Source organism: Rhizobium sp. 01T417 (assembly GCF_056398905.1).
Genome location: NZ_JBFTQH010000009.1, coordinates 139,747 through 157,958 on the forward strand (window position 1 = coordinate 139,747; position 18,212 = coordinate 157,958).

14 protein-coding genes are annotated in these 18,212 nt (G+C 61.0%); 6 read left to right on the top strand and 8 right to left on the bottom strand.

Annotated features, from left to right (window positions below; genetic code table 11):
* Positions 1-3: 3 nt before the first annotated feature.
* From AC1DPR_RS12335 to edd, 5 genes are all read left to right on the top strand, one after another.
* Positions 4-1,440 carry a glutamine synthetase family protein gene (locus AC1DPR_RS12335; RefSeq protein WP_025659508.1) on the top strand — a complete coding sequence of 479 codons (1,437 nt, stop codon included), beginning with the start codon at positions 4-6 and terminating at the stop codon, positions 1,438-1,440.
* 13 nt (positions 1,441-1,453) lie between these two features.
* The gene (locus AC1DPR_RS12340; RefSeq protein WP_477816419.1) at positions 1,454-2,752 is read left to right on the top strand and encodes an NAD(P)/FAD-dependent oxidoreductase; all 1,299 of its coding nucleotides are present in this window, start codon (positions 1,454-1,456) and stop codon (positions 2,750-2,752) included.
* Between the two features lie 133 nt (positions 2,753-2,885).
* Positions 2,886-4,361, top strand: coding sequence for a glucose-6-phosphate dehydrogenase (gene zwf / locus AC1DPR_RS12345; protein ID WP_113470050.1), 1,476 nt, complete (start codon positions 2,886-2,888; stop codon positions 4,359-4,361).
* 11 nt (positions 4,362-4,372) lie between these two features.
* A complete protein-coding gene (gene pgl / locus AC1DPR_RS12350; RefSeq protein WP_018856826.1) occupies positions 4,373-5,071 on the top strand; it encodes a 6-phosphogluconolactonase in 699 nt (232 codons plus the stop codon).
* 60 nt (positions 5,072-5,131) lie between these two features.
* Positions 5,132-6,952, top strand: coding sequence for a phosphogluconate dehydratase (edd, locus tag AC1DPR_RS12355; protein WP_018856825.1), 1,821 nt, complete (start codon positions 5,132-5,134; stop codon positions 6,950-6,952).
* Positions 6,953-7,025: 73 nt separating this feature from the next.
* Here edd and AC1DPR_RS12360 read toward each other — a convergent pair whose 3' ends face one another.
* From AC1DPR_RS12360 to AC1DPR_RS12385, 6 genes are all read right to left on the bottom strand, one after another.
* Complete coding sequence (locus AC1DPR_RS12360) at positions 7,026-7,379, bottom strand: hypothetical protein (RefSeq protein ID WP_018856824.1); 354 nt, start codon at positions 7,377-7,379, stop codon at positions 7,026-7,028.
* Positions 7,380-7,648: 269 nt separating this feature from the next.
* The gene (locus tag AC1DPR_RS12365) at positions 7,649-8,740 is read right to left on the bottom strand and encodes an ABC transporter ATP-binding protein (RefSeq protein WP_018856823.1); all 1,092 of its coding nucleotides are present in this window, start codon (positions 8,738-8,740) and stop codon (positions 7,649-7,651) included.
* Positions 8,741-8,761: 21 nt separating this feature from the next.
* On the bottom strand, positions 8,762-10,414 hold the full coding sequence (bglA, locus tag AC1DPR_RS12370) for a beta-galactosidase BglA (protein WP_477816420.1): 1,653 nt from the start codon (positions 10,412-10,414) through the stop codon (positions 8,762-8,764).
* Between the two features lie 26 nt (positions 10,415-10,440).
* On the bottom strand, positions 10,441-11,604 hold the full coding sequence (locus tag AC1DPR_RS12375; protein ID WP_018856821.1) for a carbohydrate ABC transporter permease: 1,164 nt from the start codon (positions 11,602-11,604) through the stop codon (positions 10,441-10,443).
* Position 11,605: 1 nt separating this feature from the next.
* Entirely contained in the window at positions 11,606-12,619 is a 1,014-nt protein-coding gene (locus tag AC1DPR_RS12380) for a carbohydrate ABC transporter permease (RefSeq protein ID WP_477816421.1), read from the bottom strand.
* 164 nt (positions 12,620-12,783) lie between these two features.
* Positions 12,784-14,148 carry an ABC transporter substrate-binding protein gene (locus AC1DPR_RS12385; RefSeq protein WP_113470054.1) on the bottom strand — a complete coding sequence of 455 codons (1,365 nt, stop codon included), beginning with the start codon at positions 14,146-14,148 and terminating at the stop codon, positions 12,784-12,786.
* Between the two features lie 286 nt (positions 14,149-14,434).
* Here AC1DPR_RS12385 and AC1DPR_RS12390 point away from each other — a divergent pair, with 286 nt between their 5' ends.
* A complete protein-coding gene (locus AC1DPR_RS12390) occupies positions 14,435-15,481 on the top strand; it encodes a LacI family DNA-binding transcriptional regulator (protein ID WP_113470055.1) in 1,047 nt (348 codons plus the stop codon).
* Here AC1DPR_RS12390 and folD read toward each other — a convergent pair.
* Both folD and AC1DPR_RS12400 read right to left on the bottom strand, forming a co-directional pair.
* Complete coding sequence (gene folD / locus AC1DPR_RS12395) at positions 15,460-16,359, bottom strand: bifunctional methylenetetrahydrofolate dehydrogenase/methenyltetrahydrofolate cyclohydrolase FolD (RefSeq protein WP_113470072.1); 900 nt, start codon at positions 16,357-16,359, stop codon at positions 15,460-15,462. The genes AC1DPR_RS12390 and folD overlap by 22 nt on opposite strands.
* A gap of 117 nt (positions 16,360-16,476) precedes the next feature.
* Complete coding sequence (locus AC1DPR_RS12400) at positions 16,477-18,207, bottom strand: GumC domain-containing protein (RefSeq protein WP_113470056.1); 1,731 nt, start codon at positions 18,205-18,207, stop codon at positions 16,477-16,479.
* Between the last annotated feature and the right edge of the window lie 5 nt (positions 18,208-18,212).

Sequence of the window (18,212 nt, forward strand, 5' to 3'; positions counted from 1 at the left end):
GTCATGTCCCCAAAAAAGACGACGCTGAAGCCTGCCAGAAACGTACCTGCCTCGAAGAAGACACCCCCGGACCCCGGACATCAGCGCGGCGTGGAAAACTGGAAGGAAGCAGCGCAGTTCTTACGGGCGCGCGGCATTGAAGACATCGAATGCATTACGCCGGATCTTGCCGGCGTGCCGCGCGGCAAGATGATGCCGAGTTCCAAGTTCACGTCAAACACCTCGCTTGCGCTGCCTTCGGCGATCTACCGTCACACCATCTCCGGCGAATATCCGGACGAGACGGAAAGCTTCCGCTACGAGCCGCGCGACAGCGACCTGAAGCTGGTGCCTGACCTTTCGACGCTTTCGGTCGTCCCCTGGGAAACCGACCCGACGGCGCAGGTGATCTGTGATATCGTTAGCGTGGATGGGGAAGAGGTCCCCTACACGCCGCGAAACGTTCTGAAGCGCGTGCTGAAACTCTATGGCGATCGCGGCTGGAAGCCGATCGTGGCGCCCGAGATCGAGTTCTACCTCGTGGCGAAGAATGATGACCCGGATTATCCGCTGCATCCGCCGAAGGGCCGCTCCGGCCGTTCGATCCTCGGGGGTCAGGGCTATTCGATCGCCGGCATCAACGAATTCGACGAACTGATCGACGACATCTACCATTTCTCGGAAAAGCAGGGTCTCGAGATCGATACGCTGATCCACGAAGAAGGCCCGGCGCAGCTGGAAATCAACCTGCGCCACGGCAATCCGATCGAACTTGCCGACCAAGTGTTCCTGTTCAAGCGCACGATCCGCGAAGCGGCGATGAAGCACGGCATCTATGCCACCTTCATGGCCAAGCCGATGCAGGGACAGCCGGGCTCGGCGATGCACATCCACCAGTCGGTCGTGAACCAGGAAACCGGCAAGAACATCTTCTCCAACCCTGATGGTTCCGCCTCTCGTGAGTTCTTCCATTTCATCGGCGGCCTGCAGAAATACGTGCCGAGTTCCATGGTGATGCTGGCGCCCTATGTGAACTCCTATCGGCGGCTGACGCCTGACATGTCGGCGCCCGTCAACAATGCCTGGGGTTATGACAACCGCACGACGGCGTTCCGCGTCCCGGTATCCGATCCGCAGGCACGGCGCGTCGAAAACCGCCTGCCGAGTTCGGATGCCAACCCTTACCTTGCGCTCGCCGCCTCGCTCGCATCGGGCCTGCTCGGCATCATGAAGGGCATCGAGCCGACAGCACCAACAGAGGATACGGCAAACGAGGGCTCGATCGAACTGCCACGCGGCCTTCTGGAAGCAGTCGCGTTGATGGAAGACGAGGAAGCCTTCGAGGAAGTGTTCGGCAAGGAGTTCCTCGGCATCTACGCCGGTGTGAAGCGCGGAGAATTCGAAACTTTCATGCAGGTGATCAGCCCCTGGGAGCGCGAATTCCTTCTGCTGAATGTTTAGGGAGGGCTTCATCATGACATCGCAGGAGAGATGGCAGAGCCCGATTGCGCCCGGCATTTCCTGGTATCAGGCAACATCAGGCGAGCGGCCGACCTACCCGGAAATGGACGGCTCGAAGACATGCGACGTCGCAATCGTCGGCGGCGGCTACACCGGCCTTCAGGCCGCCTACAATCTCGCCAAATCCGGCGTCTCGGTGGTTCTCATCGAGGCGTGCCGGTTCGGCGACGGCGCCTCGGGGCGCAACGGCGGCCAGCTCGGCACCGGGCAACGCTGGTGGCCGGAAGAGCTTGAGGAAAAGATCGGCTACGAGCGTTCGCGCGCGCTGTTCGATCTCGCCGAGGCGGCCAAGCACCATCTCATGGATTTCGCGACCGACTATCAGATCGACATGGACTACATGCCGGGGCAGATGAACGTTGCACACAAGCCGAGCTACAGGGCCAACTACTACGAAAACGCCGAGATCGCGGCGATGCGCTACAACTATCCGCATGTGCGCTTCATGGACAAAGCCGAAACGCAGGAACGGCTCGGCTCGACGCGCTACCACTGCGGCGTTCGCGACATTGGGACGGGCCACATCCATCCGCTGAAGCTGCTGATCGGCCTTGCCCGGGTTGCCGCCAATGCCGGCGCGCAGATCTTCGAGATGACCAAGGCCTCGGCGATCCTTCATGGCAGCAGCAAGGTGTTGATCGAGACGCCAAGGGGCACGATCACTGCCGACAGGGCGCTGATCGCCTGCAACGGCTATGTCGGCAATCTCGAGCCGGTGACGGCAAGTCACGTGATGCCTATCCGCTCCTTCATTGGCGCCACGGTGCCGCTCGACGCGCATCCGCAGGTGCTGCCGGGCGGCGAGTCCGTGGCCGACTCGCGCTTTGTCGTGCGCTACTTCCGCAAGTCCAAGGACGGACGATTGCTCTTCGGCGGGCGCGAAGCCTATACGGCCGACAATCCGCGCGACATAACGCAGCACATCCGCCGGCAGATCGCCGAGATTTACCCGGCGCTTCGGGACATCGAGATCACGCATGCCTGGGGCGGTTCGGTCGGCATCACCATGCCGCGTCAGCCTTTTGTGCGCGAGGTCATGCCTGGCGTGACGTCGATCGGCGGCTATTCCGGTCATGGTGTCATGCTCGCCAATTACTGCGGAAAGCTCTATGCCGAAGCGGTTCTGGGAAAATCGGCGGATCTCGATCTTTTCAAGTCGCTCGATATTCCGGCCTTTCCCGGGGGTGCGGCCATGCGCGCGCCGCTGCTTTTCCTGGCGCTCTCCTGGTTTGCACTGCGCGACAAGTTTTAGTCAGATTGCGGATTTCATCGCCCGGCAATTCGATCTAAAACCTCTTTCCGAGAGATTCATTGCATCGCACACTGGCTTTTTTAAATCGATTAGATTAAAGAGCCAATAACCCGTCTGATTGAGAGACATCCTCATGAGCAGCCAAACCATCCCCGTTGAACCCTTTGATTATGTCGTTTTCGGTGGCAGCGGCGACCTTGCGGAACGCAAGTTGCTGCCTGCCCTTTACCATCGTCAGATCGAGGGGCAGTTCTCCGAACCGACCCGTATCATCGGCGCGTCGCGTAGCCCGCTGACGAGCGAGGAATATCGCAAGTTTGCCCAGGACGCCCTGAAGGAGCACCTCAAGAAGGGCGAATACAACGAGGCCGAGGTTACGAAGTTCCTGCAGCGCCTGTACTACGTGCCGGTGGATGCGCGTTCGGATGCCGGCTGGGATCAGCTCAAGAAGCTTCTGGACGAAGGCAAGGATCGCGTGCGCGCCTTCTACCTCGCCGTTGCTCCGGGCATCTTCGGCGACATTTCGCAGAAAATTCATGACCACAAGCTGATCACCAAGTCGACGCGCATTGTCGTTGAAAAGCCGATCGGCCGCGACCTTGCTTCCGCCCTGCAGCTGAACGACACGATCGGCAAGGTCTTCAAGGAAGAGCAGATCTTCCGCATCGACCACTATCTCGGCAAGGAAACGGTGCAGAACCTGATGGCGTTGCGCTTTGCCAATGCGCTCTATGAGCCGCTGTGGAACGCCAACCATATCGACCACGTGCAGATCACGGTTGCCGAGTCGGTCGGCCTCGAAGGCCGCGCCGGATATTATGACACCGCTGGCGCGCTGCGCGACATGGTGCAGAACCACATCATGCAGCTCGTCTGCCTGGTCGCGATGGAGGTCCCCTCCTCGATGGACTCCGAGGCCGTCCGCGACGAGAAGCTGAAGGTGCTGCGCGCATTGAAGCCGATCAATGCATCGAACGTCGAGACCAATACCGTTCGCGGCCAGTATCGCGCCGGCGCTTCCAGCAGCGGTCCGGTCAAGGGTTACCTTGAGGAGCTCGAAGGCGGCGTTTCGAACACCGAAACCTTCGTTGCCATCAAGGCCGAAATCGGCAACTGGCGCTGGGCTGGCGTTCCCTTCTACATCCGTACCGGCAAGCGTCTTGCCGGCCGCATGTCGGAAATCGTCATCACCTTCAAGTCGATCCCGCACTCGGTCTTCGACCAGTCCGCCGGCCGTATCAACCAGAACCAGCTCATCATTCGCCTGCAGCCTGATGAAGGCGTCAAGCAGTCGCTGATGATCAAGGATCCGGGCCCGGGCGGCATGCGCCTCCGCAACGTCTCGCTCGACATGAGCTTTGCCGACGCTTTCCAGGTCCGCAATCCGGACGCCTATGAACGGCTGCTGATGGACGTCATTCGTTCAAACCAGACGCTGTTCATGCGCCGCGACGAAGTCGAGGCCGCATGGCAGTGGGTCGACCCGATCTTGAAGGGTTGGGATTCGACCGGCCAGAAGGTACAGGGATACACCGCCGGCACCTGGGGCCCCAGCCAGTCGATCGCGCTCATCGAGCGTGACGGCCGCACCTGGCACGACAACCTGTAGGATAAAGAACGATGGCAGCGACGATGCATGCTTTTGCCAATGGCGCGGAACTGGCTCGCAACCTTGCCGACAAAGTCGCTGCGTCGCTTTCCGCGGCAATCGACGCACGGGGAGCGGCAACCTTTGCCGTTTCCGGCGGCTCGACGCCGAAACTGTTTTTCCAAGAGCTTTCGGCCCGCGATCTCGACTGGAACAAAGTGACCATCACACTCGTCGACGAACGCTTCGTAGCGGCGAACAATCCGCGCTCGAACCATCTGCTGGTGGCCGAAAACCTCCTGCGGAACAAGGCGAAGGCTGCAAACTTCCTGCCGCTCTACCAGGCAGCAGGCTCGGTCGAGGAGGCTGCGAGGCTTGCGACGAGCGCGACGGCCACGATCGGCAATCCCTTCGATGTGGCGATCCTCGGAATGGGCGGCGACGGCCATACCGCCTCGTTCTTTCCGCGCGGCAGCAATCTGAAGGTCGCGCTCGACCCCAACACGCCGCGTGGTATCATCACCATGGAGGCGGAGGGCGCGGGCGAGCCGCGGCTCACCTTCACCTTCTCCAGCCTTCAGGATGCAAAGCTGCTCGTGCTTCACATCGAAGGCGAGAGCAAGAAGGACGTCCTGACGAAAGCGCAGAGCGCCGGCGACGAGGCAGAGATGCCGATCCGCGCCATTTTGCGGCGGGCGGCGAGCCCCGTCGAAATCTACTGGGCTCCATAAGCCTTCGGGCAGATAGCCGCGAACGAAAAACTGAAGAGCAAACAAGGCAGGATACCTCCCATGTCCGCTAATGCACGCATTTCTGCGATCACCTCCCGCATCGTCGAACGATCGAAGCCGACACGCGGACTTTATCTGGAGCGCCTTCGCAATGCGACCTCCAAGGGTGTAAGCCGCTCGGTTCTCGGTTGCGCCAACCTCGCGCACGGCTTTGCGGTCTGTTCCCCCGCCGAGAAGGACGCGCTTGCAGGCGACCGCGTGCCAAACCTCGGCATCATCACTTCCTACAACGACATGCTCTCCGCGCACCAGCCCTTCGAGCATTATCCGGCGATCATCCGCGAGGCGGCAGCGGAAGCCGGGGGCATCGCGCAGGTCGCCGGCGGTGTTCCTGCCATGTGCGATGGCGTCACCCAGGGGCAGCCAGGAATGGAGCTTTCCTTGTTCTCGCGCGACCTGATCGCCATGGCTGCCGGCGTGGGCCTCTCCCACAATATGTTCGATGCCGCGCTTTTCCTCGGCGTCTGCGACAAGATCGTGCCCGGCCTTGTCATCGCCGCCCTCTCCTTCGGGCATCTGCCGGCGATCTTCGTGCCGGCCGGTCCGATGACGTCGGGCCTGCCGAACGACGAGAAGTCACGCGTGCGCCAGCTTTATGCCGAAGGCAAGGTCGGCCGCGCCGAACTGCTGGAAGCAGAGTCGAAGTCCTACCACGGTCCGGGCACCTGCACCTTCTACGGCACGGCGAATTCGAACCAGATGCTGATGGAGATTATGGGCTTCCATATGCCTGGCTCCTCCTTCATCAATCCAGGCACTCCGCTGCGCGAAGCCTTCACACGCGAAGCTGCCAAGCGTGCGTTGGCGATTACGGCCCAGGGCAACGAATACACGCCGGCCGGTGAGATGATCGATGAGCGCTCTATCGTCAACGGCGTCGTCGGCCTGCACGCGACCGGCGGCTCGACGAACCACACGCTACACCTCGTCGCCATGGCGCGGGCAGCAGGCATCCAGCTGACCTGGCAGGATATTGCCGAGCTATCCGAGATCGTGCCGCTGCTGGCGCGCGTTTATCCGAACGGCCTTGCCGACGTGAACCACTTCCACGCCGCCGGCGGCATGGGCTTCCTTATCAAGGAGCTGCTCAAGCACGGCATGGTGCATGACGACGTTCGTACGGTCTTCGGCCATGGCCTGCAGGCTTACACGATCGATCCCCGCCTCGGTGACGATGGCACGATCGTGCGCGAACCGGCACCGGAAAAGAGTGTCGACCCGAAGGTGCTTGCCAATATCGAAACCCCCTTCCAGGCCAATGGCGGCCTGAAAATGCTTCGCGGCAATATCGGCAAGGCCGTCATCAAGATCTCTGCAGTCAAGCCGGACCGCCACGTCATCGAAGCGCCGGCCATCGTCTTCCACAGCCAGCAGGAACTGCAGGACGCTTTCAAGGAAGGCAAGCTCAACAAGGACTTTATCGCCGTCGTTCGCTTCCAGGGACCGAAGGCGAATGGCATGCCGGAACTGCACAAGCTGACGCCGCCACTCGGCGTGCTGCAGGATCGCGGCTTCCGCGTGGCACTTCTGACCGACGGCCGTATGTCCGGCGCTTCGGGCAAGGTTCCGGCTGCAATCCACGTGACGCCGGAGGCTGTCGATGGTGGTCCGATCGCTCGCATCAAGGACGGCGACATCATTCGCCTCGACGCGATCGCCGGCACGCTGGAGGTTCTGGTCGATGCTGCCGATCTGGCGGAACGCGAGTCCGTGGTTGCCGATCTTTCCGAGAACGAATTCGGCATGGGCCGCGAGCTGTTTTCGCCCTTCCGCCGCGCCGTCGGTCCTTCGGATCGCGGGGCCAGCGTCCTCTTCCATTGAGGCAATAGCCCGCTCTAGAAACAACGAAGCCCGCGAGGAAACTCGCGGGCTTTGCTTTTGATGCTTGGCGAAATCAGCCGCGGATGTCGAGCACGCGATCGCGGTGTGCCGGGTGTGTGCTGTAGACGAAGATCTTGTTGAGTTCCTTATCATTTAGCATGCGCAGAAAGCGAACTTCGATCGTGTTGTTGGCATTCACCCGCGTTAGCATGCAGCCGATCTTGGTGATGCGTGCATCCGGGATATCGAGATAGAACTGCTTCGGAAGGGCGTACTGGGTGAGGAGCGCGAGGACGGCCGTGCTCTTCGAAATGCGAATGATATCGCAACGCCGGGACGCCATGTGCATGACGCCCTTCTCAGTATATTCGATGCGTGCGGCATTCATCGTATCCTCCATTTTGAACCGCACTTCGCGGTCGTACATGAAGGATTCCTCCTTATTTAGAAAGTGCTGCCCGGAAGGCATTGGATTCGATGCTGCCACCGCCGTATTCCCTTCGATATTCAATGAGGAAATACTAGCTGGCGATGTTTAACAGAAGGTGAGAGTAGTTTCGATCCGGCACGCTATACACACTGAACGCCGCAGCGAACCTGCAAGAATAAACCCGTTTTCGATCAAATACATAACAAAGCCCGGGCAACACATCGCGGTCCCCGGGCCTGATTTTTCTCGTTCGCAACGAGGCAACTTTATTTACGATACGTGCGCCCTTCCGCATCGAAAAGATGCAGCTTGGAGCGGTCGGCCGAGAAGTGCATCTTCTGGCCCTTCTTGATATCGTAAATGCCAGGCAGCTTGACGATGATCGGCTCGCCCGGAACGAGACCCTCGATGTAGAGCAGTGTCACTTCGCCGAGCGCTTCAACGATCGAGACTTCGCCCTCGAAGAGGTAGTCGTCGCCGGCACCGGCGATGCGTAGATCCTCGGGGCGAACGCCGAAGCTCGCGGTCTTGCCCTTCTCAGAGCCCGCCGTCGGAATGTCCAGCGTTACGGACTTGCCGCCGGTCAGCGTCACCGTCGTTGAGTTGCCAGCCTCGGTAATCGTCGACGGAATGACGTTCATGGCCGGAGAGCCGATGAACTTGGCGACGAAGAGATTGGCCGGACGCTCGTAGAGCTCCAGCGGTGCGCCCACCTGCTCGATGTTGCCGGCGGAAAGAACGACGATGCGGTCGGCAAGTGTCATCGCCTCGACCTGGTCGTGCGTGACGTAGATCATTGTCGTGCCGGCCATCTGCTCGCTCAGGCGGGCGATCTCGATGCGGGTCGCGACACGGAGAGCTGCGTCGAGGTTCGACAGCGGCTCGTCGAAGAGGAAGACCTTCGGATTGCGGCAAATGGCGCGGCCGATGGCAACACGCTGGCGCTGACCACCGGAGAGCGCTTTCGGCAGGCGATCGAGATATTTGCCGAGTTGAAGACTGTCGGCCGCCGCACGAACACGGCGATCGATCTCCTGCTTGTTTTCGCCGGCGATCTTCATGCCGAACGCCATGTTGTCGTAGACCGTCATGTGCGGATAGAGCGCATAGGACTGGAACACCATGGCGATGCCGCGCTTCGACGGCGGCACATCGTTGACCAGCTGGCCATCGATATACATGTCGCCACCGGTAATGTTCTCCAGGCCGGCAATCATGCGCAGCAGGGTGGATTTTCCGCAGCCCGAAGGACCGACGAACACAACGAACTCGCCCTCCTTGATCTCCAGATCGATGCCGTGGAGAACGTCCACGGAACCGTAGGATTTGCGAATATCCTTGAGCGTCAGTCCAGTCATTAAATCCTCCTCCTCAAGTCGTCAGGCGAGACGAGCGAAGTACGCTCCCCATGCCGGAATATCGATCTTCTCACCGTAGTTATTGCTGACGAAGCCGTGGCCCGTCAACGCCTGCCAGTCACCGGCAGGCAAAACGACGGCACTTTCGGTAGCGCTCATGTTGAAGACGCAAAGCAGCTTTTCGTTGCCGTACTCGCGCACGAAAATCAGCACGTCCTCCTGCGGTTCCATGAACTCGATCTCGCCCTTGGCAAAGGCCGGATGCAGCTTGCGGAAGGCGAGGAAGCGGCGATAGTGCTCGAGGACCGAGTTCTCGTCGCCCTGCTGGACGCTGACGGCGCGCAGGATGTGTTCGACAGGAACCGGCAGCCACGGCTTGACGGTCGAGAAGCCGCCCTGGGCGACCTGGCTATCCCAAACCATCGGCGTGCGGCAACCATCACGGCCCTTGAATTCCGGCCAGAACTGGATGCCGTAGGGATCCTGCAGGTCCTGATAGGCGAGATCGGCCTCGGTCAGGCCGAGTTCCTCGCCCTGGTAGAGGCAGACGGAACCGCGCATCGTCATCAGGAGCGACGCATACTGCTTGGCGAATGAATCGTGATCGGCGACCAGCGAGCCCCAGCGGCTGACATGGCGCATGACATCGTGGTTGGAAAACGCCCAGCAGGCCCAGCCATCGGGTGCCGCGGCCGCGAAGTCTTCCATCACCTCCTCGACGCGTTCGGGCGACAAGGGGTCAGGCGCCAGGAACTCGAAGGCATAGCACATATGCATCTTGTCATTGCCTGACGTGTATTCGCCGACGATCTCAAGACCGCGTTGACTGTCGCCCACCTCGCCGACGGCAGCAATCGCCGGATACTCCTCGAGCACGGCGCGGAAGCGCTTCAGGAACTCCAGGTTCTCCGGCCGGTTCTTGTCGTAAAGGTGCTCCTGGAAGTTATAGGGATTGACCGCCGGAGCGGTTGAAGCGTTGCGGCGCTCGGGGGCGAGCGCCGGATTGTCGCGCAGTTCCCTGTCGTGGAAGTAGAAGTTGATCGTATCGAGGCGGAAGCCATCGACGCCGCGCTTCAGCCAGAAGCGGACGACATCAAGCAACCGGTCCTGAACCTCGGGATTGTGCAGGTTCATGTCCGGCTGCGAGGTCAGGAAGTTGTGCATGTAGTACTGCATGCGCGTCGGATCCCACGCCCATGCGGAACCGCCGAAAATCGACAGCCAGTTGTTCGGCGGCGTGCCATCAGGCTTGGCATCAGCCCAGACATACCAGTCGGCCTTCGCGTTGGTCTTGCTGGATCGGCTCTCGACGAACCAGGGATGCTGGTCCGAGCTGTGCGAGATGACGAGGTCGATCATCACGCGAATGCCGAGGCGATGGGCCTCTGAAATCAGCGTGTCGAAATCCACCAGCGTGCCGAAAATGGCATCGACGTTCTCGTAGTCGGAGACATCGTAGCCGAAATCGCGCATTGGCGAAGTGAAGAAAGGCGAGATCCAGATCGCGTCGGCGCCGAGGGCGGCGACATGCGGCAGCCGGGCGGTGATCCCCTTCAAATCGCCGATGCCGTCGCCATTGGAGTCCTGGTAGGAGCGCGGATAGATCTGATAGATCACCGCGCCGCGCCACCAGTCCTTGTCGGCCGTCAAAATGGATTGGGATGCCATGCTCATGTTTCCTGTTCGATCGTCTTGGGTTGCTAACCGCCCTTGACCGAGCCCGCGAGCAGACCACGCACCAGATAGCGCTGCAAGCCGAAGAACACGAGCAGCGGTACGACAATGGTGACGAAGGCCGAGGCCGTCAGGATTTCCCAGTTGCCACCCCGTGACCCGAGCAGCGCGTTCAGCGCGCCTGTCAGCACGAGGTGATCCCTGTCGGTGCCGAGGAAGACCATGGCGACAAGCAGGTCGTTCCACACCCACAGGAACTGGAAGATCGCAAAGGATGCGAGCGCGGGGAAGGACAAGGGCAGTACGATACGGGTAAAGATTTCAAAATCGCTGGCGCCGTCGACGCGGGCGGACTCAATAATTTCCCTCGGGAGACCGGCGATGTAGGCGCGCAGCAGATAGATTGCGAGCGGCATGCCGAAGGCAGTGTGCGCGAACCAGATGCCGGGATAGGTCTTCGACGGAGCGTCGAGCAGTGCGCCGATGCCGTTGTAAAGTCGCAGAAGCGGAATGAGCGACATCTGCAGCGGCACGACGATAAGGCCGACAACAAGCGCGATCAACAACGCGCGCCCCGGAAACTCCATCCAGCTCAGCGCGTAGGCCGCGAAGGCGGCAATCAGGATCGGGATGATCGTGGCCGGGATGGTGACAGTCAGCGAGTTGATGAAGGACTGCCCGATACCCTCGCTGGTCAGAACGTTCTTGTAGTTCTGCAGCGTGAATTCCGGCGGCGTGGCGACAGAAATGTAGACACGGCGGCCGCCGTCATCCGGTCCGAAGGCGGCATACTTCATATAGCGATAGTTGCCGTCGGCTGCGACGGTGAGCGACACGCCGTCGCCGAGATCAGCCGTCTCGCCCGCCTTGTAGGCGGACGGCTGCTGGACGCGCGTGCCGAAAGCGCGGATGGAGCGCCCCTGCTGTCCTTCCAGCACATTGCCCGAAATGACGTAAATGGCGCCTTCCTGCTTCTGCTGGTCGGGCTGTCCAAGGCGCACGGCAACGGTGCGTGACGAGCCCGCAAAGGCCGTCCACCAGCCGGAGACGACGAGCTGGTCCTTGTCGCGCAACGCGCTGACAAAGATACCGAGCGTCGGGATCAGCCACAGAACGACGATCACGAGGACCGCAAAGTGGACAAAGAGACGGGCGGGGCCGATCTTGAAGAAATCTCGGGTAAGCGTCATCTCAGTGGCCTCCCAGCTCGCGATTGGCGCGACGGACGTTCCAGACCATGATCGGCGTCACGGCCAGCATGATGATCAGCGCGATAACAGCACTTCGGCCGGAGTCACCACCGCCTCGGAACAGCCAGTTGAACATCAGGTTGGCGAGCACCATCGTATTCCATTGACCGTTGGTCATGGTCAGCACGATGTCGAAGACCTTGAGCACGAGAATGGTAATCGTGGTCCAGACAACGGCGATCGTACCCCAGACCTGCGGCACCATGATGCGCCAGAAGATCTGCCAGCCGTTTGCGCCATCGATGACGGCGGCTTCAATGGTTTCCTCAGGGATGCCGCGGAGCGCCGCGGACAGGATTACCATCGCAAAACCTGTCTGAATCCAGATGAGGATGATCATCAGGAAAAAGTTGTTCCAGAAGGGAACCGAGATCCATACCTGAGGTGTCCCGCCGAACAGCTGGACGATCGCGTTGAGGAGGCCGATCTGCACATCGTTGCCGCCGCGGTATTCGTAGATGAACTTCCAGATAACCGATGCGCCGACGAAAGAGATCGCCATCGGCATGAAGACGATGCTCTTGGCGATATTGCCCCACCAGATGCGGTCGGTCATCACGGCGATGACGAGGCCGAAGAAGGTGCAGGCCGCCGGCACGACCGCCAGCCACAGGATGTTGTTGAAGATCGACCGGCGGAATTCGCGGTCGGTGAAAGCCCACTGATAGTTCGCAAAGCCGACAAACTGCTCACCGGAGCGATCATAGAAGGACAGGATCAGCGTCGCGACCACGGGATAAACGAGGTAGACGACAAGGAGGAGAAGGGCCGGCCCGATGAACAGCCACGGGCGGATCATCGCCCGGCGATTCAGGTTGCGCGCTGCGGAATGGATGTCACCATCCTTCACCGGCAGGGACCAATCCAGGATCTTGTTGGAAAAATAGAAGTAGGCCGAGCAGGCGAAGACCGCCACGACCACGACCCCCAAAGCGGAAACTATCTGCGACAGCATTCGTCCCTCCCCCTGCTACCCTGTCTGTCCTGACGGGTATGCGCGCCGATGTCGTCACGCCGCCATCGCTCGACGCGACAGGCGACAGTGGCCGGACACTCCCAGTATCCGGCCATGTATTTCAACCATGCCGCCGCAACCGACGGCATGGAACTCAGGCGATGTTACTTGATCGCGTCCCAGGCACCCTGAATTTCCTTGGCGGTGTCTTCCGCAGACTTGCCACCAACGAAATCGACCATGCCTGTCCAGAATGCGCCCGCGCCGATCTTGCCCGGCATCAGGTCGGAACCATCGAAGCGGAAGGTCGTCGCAGTCGTCAGGATCTCGCCTTCCCGCTTCATCTGATCGTTTGCATAGGCTGCCGTGTTGACGCCCTTGTACGGCGTCAGGAAGCTGGACTGCGCCATCCAGACTTCGTGTGCGATCGGCGTCTTCAGGAATTCAACGAACGCCCGGGCGGCCTTGGAGTCCTTCGTGACGGTTACGAGCGTACCAGCGCCCAGAACCGGCTTGCCGAGGTCGGCATGTGCCGCATAGGTCGGCATATAGAAGAAGTCGGCATCCTGACCGAGCTTCGTGCCTTCTGGGAAGAAGGACGGAATGAACGAAGCCTGGTGATGCAGATAGCACTTGGGCGGCACGCCGAAGAGCCCCTTCGGGCTGTCGCGGAAATCGGTCGCGGCTACGGCTGCAACGCCACCGCTGACATACTTCTCGTTCTTGGCGAAGGAGCCGAATTCCTCGATCGCGGCAACGACGGCCGGATCGGTGAACTTCACTTCGTTGGTCGTCCACTTGTCGTAAACATCAGGCTTCTGCTGGCGCAGCATGATGTCTTCGATCCAGTCCGTTGCCGGCCAGCCGGTCGCACCACCGGAGCCGAGGCCGATGCACCACGGCACGCCGCCGTCCTTGACGATCTGGTCCGTCAGGGCATGGAGCTCTTCCATGGTCGTCGGGACCTTGTAGCCTGCTTCCTTGAAATTCTCCGGCACATACCAGACAAGCGACTTCACATCGGCCTTGTATGGGAAGGCGTAGAAGGCTTCCTTGCCGTCCTTGCCCTTGTAGGTGCCATAGCCAACCCAGCTGTCGCCGGCGCCATAGTTTTCCTTGACCCAAGCAGAGGTCTCATCGCCGAGCGGCGTCAGGAAGCCCTTGCCGGCGAGGTCGGCGAGAAGGCCCGGCTGCGGCAGGATCGCGATGTTCGGCGGCGAGCCAGCCTGCGTGTCGATGACGATCTGCTGTTCATAGTTTTCCGAAGACGAGTACTTGGCGTCCACGCCGGTCGCTTCGGTGAAATAGGCCAGAATGCTGCGGAAGAAGGCTTCGTCTTCACCGCGCCATGGCCCGAAGATGGTCATCTGCTCGCCCTTCAGGTCGGCATGAGCAGCCTTGAAGTCGTCGTAGCTCTTCCAGTTGAACTTCGAATCCTGCCCGGGGGCAAACTTCAGATCGGCAGCCGACGCGGCACCCGCAGCAAGAAGCGCCGCCGCGGCAACGCCCATCAAAAACGTCTTTCTCATGTGATCAACCTCCCATCACAATCCCAACCGCACTTTTGAAACTATTTGGATGCCGTTCCAAAGCGCTTTGACAAATGCACTCATTTCACTTTCGATGGAAAAGAGTCAAGCTATTTCGCGAAAATGGCAGCAGACGTGGCCCTGTTATCCCCGAAGTACCGACGCCACACCCTTGGGAATATGGCGCGATTTTGCTTGAGTCAAGCGGTGCAGCTGCTACATAATTGAAAGCGCTTTGGATGCCATTGGGAGCTGGCGGCCAGTGCGAGCGGAGGAAGCATAACACGTGAATCTCAAACAGCTATCGGAATTGCTTGGACTGTCGCAGACGACGGTAAGCCGCGCATTGAACGGCTACCCCGAAGTCAATGAGGCGACGCGCGAGCGCGTGCTGCAGGCCGTCAAGGAAACCGGATACCGTCCGAACAAGGCGGCCCAGCGGCTTGCGACCGGCAAGGCCGGTTCCATCGGCCTCGTAATGCCAACCGCTCCCGACCACTATTCGGACGTCCATTTCGGCGAATTCCTGACGGGCCTCGGCGAGGAGGCCGTGCGCCACGACTTTCATTTCGTGATCATGCCGGCCGATCCCAACGACGAAGTGGGCGCGCTGAGGCGGCTTGCGATCAGCGGCAATGTCGATGCGCTGTTCGTCGCCTATATGCGCGGCCATGATCCGCGACTACCGATGCTGAAGTCGCTTTCGATGCCCTTCCTCGTGCATGGCCGCTCCTTCGGCTCCGAGCCGGACTATCCCTACCTCGACATCGACAATGAAGGCGCTTTCTACGATGCCGCGCGCCTGCTGCTTCAGCTCGGCCATACGCGCTTTGCCCTGCTCAACGGGCCGGAGCATCTCGACTTTGCGATCCGTCGCAAGAACGGAATGATTGCCGCACTTTCCGAGCGGGGATTGTCGCTTCCGGACGATCACATGAGCCACACATCAATGACGGACGAGCTTGGCCAGACCGCAATGGAGCGCTTTCTGCAGAAGCCGGAGCGGCCGACGGCCATCCTCTGCTCCAGTACGGTGTTGGCGCTTGGCGCGATCCGCGCCGTAAACCAGGCCGGCCTGAAGCTCGGGGAGGAAATCTCGCTGATCGCGCATGACGACGTCCTGCCACATCTGAAGCCCGAGAACTTCTCGGTGCCGCTGACGACGACACGATCCTCGCTTCGGGCGGCAGGCGTGCGCATCGCTCAACGGCTCATCGGAACGATCAAGCAGGAAGGGCCCTTCCCGGAGCAGGAGCTCTGGAAGACCGAGCTGATCGTCAGGGCCTCAACGGGCCCTGCTCCACGGCAGGATCAGAATGTCGGCGGTGTCTGACCGGCGGTGCGATGAGCGGCAATGACGGTGTTGGCCATCAGCATCGCAATGGTCATCGGGCCCACACCACCCGGAACCGGCGTAATGACATCGGCGACCCTTGCCGCCTCTTCAAAGGCGACATCCCCGACCAGACGAGTCTTGCCTTCACCTTTCTCGGGAGCCGGAATGCGATTGATGCCGACGTCGATGACCGTGGCGCCGGGCTTCACCCAATCACTCTTGACCATTTCCGGCCGGCCAACGGCGGCAACCAGAATATCCGCATTGCGGCAGACAACGGGCAGATTCTTGGTGCGCGAGTGAGCGATGGTGACCGTCGCGTTGGCGTTCAGCAGCAACTGCGCCATCGGCTTGCCGAACAGGTTCGAGCGGCCGATGACGACGGCATTCAGGCCGGAGAGATCTTCGCCGTGCGTGCGGCGCACGAAGACCATCGCGCCGGCTGGCGTGCAGGATACCAGGCCCGTTACAAGATCGCCGGTTGCAAGCTTGCCGGCATTGACGACGTGCAGACCGTCGACATCCTTTTCCGGCAGGATCGATTGGATGATCGGTTCGGATTTCAGATGCTTCGGCAGCGGCAGTTGCACAAGGATGCCGTGGATCGAGGGGTCGTTGTTCAGCGACGCGACGAGTGCCGCCAACTCATCCTGCGTGGTCTCGACAGGCAAAGTGTGCTGGACGGATTTGAAGCCGCATTCCTTCGCCATCTTGCTCTTGGAGTTGACGTAGGCGTGGCTGGCCGGATCATTGCCAACGATCACGACCGCAAGACCCGTCTTGACACCGCTCTGCTTGTCCAGCGCCGATGTCGCCGCCTTCACCGTTTCGATTACGGAAGCTGCGACCTGTTTGCCATCAATCACTGTCGTCAAGACTATCTCCTGCCCTTGCTTTCGCCCATTGTAGCCGGTGGCGCCCAGCGCGATTTGCCTGTCCACGCCCTATCCTGCCTAAAATGGCAAATGCAAGAACAATCGTGTCGCAGCTGGTCAGGATGCCGCCTGCCGGGTACGCAACCTGTCGCGCATGGCGGCGAGCTCCGCGCGTATAATGTCCACTTCCTGCGGCATCGCGGCAGGCTCAGCTGCCGATGGCGCGACGACAACCGGCTTCGGGGCGGGAGTGGGCAGCGACGGTTCCTTCCTTGCGGACGCCGTGAACCTGGCGCGCGCTTTGAAAGACACTGTCGCAAGACCAAATGCGAGGCCAGCAAAGGCGCCGAGCAACGTGGGGAGCCAGCCCTCCTCCGCCGGCACTGCGGCGACCTGCACCGCCTTCTGCAGTCGCAGGCTGCCGGCACCAGGCGTCACCGCTCCGGTCGTGATCGCATCCTCAAGGCGCTGGCGTGCCGCACTCGCCTTGTCGCGAAGCTCGGCGAGTTTCGCCAGGTCGACACCCGTATCCTTGCTTTGCGCAATCAGTGCATTGCGACTGTCGCTTAGCTGCCGCTTCTCGACTGTCGCCTGCTTCATCTCGTCGGTCGTTTCGCGGAGCAGCCGGGCGATGTCGTCACCGATCGCTGCTTTCAAGCCGTCGACCTCTGCCTGCTGAGCTTGCAAGCGGGGATGGCGGGGACCGAGATTGGCCGACAGCTGTGAAAGAGACAGTTGTGCCGCCACATACTTGTCGCGGCGATCGACGAGCGTCGGCGACATGAGGTCCGCATCCAGCGTACCGGCAATGACATCGCCAACCTTCGCCGCCTTCAGACGACGGGCCCTTTCCTGGGCAGCAGCAATTCGCTCGTCCCCTGCCTTCAGTTCCGCGTCCATGCTCCCGATCTGCCTCTGCAGATCGATGGCAACCTTCACGTTGCCTTCGCCACTTTTCTGCGTGAAGGCCGTAAGATCGAGTTGCGCCGCGTCGGCCGCCTTCTTCAGCGACCCGTCTTCGACCGCGGCCTTTGTGGTTCCTGAGCCTGTCACGACAGACGCCAGGTAGTTCGCAATGCGCGCGGATTTCTCGGCGCTGCCGGTCGTCACCTGGACATCGATGGTGCCGGCGTGAGGGTCGCTCGTGGTGCGGATTGCGGAAACGAGCGATGCTTCTGCGTGCGAAAGCGGATCGGCGGCAGCGCCATCGGTCGAAAGCAGGTCGACAGCCACCGCAAACGCATCCGAGGAGAGGCCGAAAAATTCCGGATCGCGATCGAGTTTCAACGCAGCGACCGTTGCGGCGATCGCGTGGGAAGACCGAAGCGTCTTCTCGGCCGCTTTAGCGACGGCCGCACGGCCTTCGCCGTCACCTTGGACAGCGAACACAGCGTCAGCGCTATAGCGCGCCGTTTCGGCCGGGATCAGGGCACCGCTCGCCGCGCCCAATGCGGAGATGAGAGCAACTATCGCAAGTGGCTTCAGACGCTGCGATTTCGGTGCACTGTGTTCGGTAGGCAGCGTGGCCACGTTCGGGGTCGCTGTCGCTTCTGTGGCGCATGTAACTTCCGAAGGCACAACAGAGGACGGATCGATCGCGGCAGCCGCTGCATCGTTCGCAGCCTCGAGCCGCTTGCCCAGGATCGTTTCGATGCGGCTGACAAGCGGCGGCGGCGCCTCGGCATCACGGCTGGCCCGCTGCCGCTCGAGCGCACGCTCGATCACCCCGAGCAATTCTGCCTCCGCAGCCGGCATCGCGGCCGCAGTTTTGGATGGCATCGCCACACGCTCGCCCTCGACCGCCACAGGTCGGCGGAAGGCTTGGCTTCTCGGGTTGTTGTCGTACATCGCCA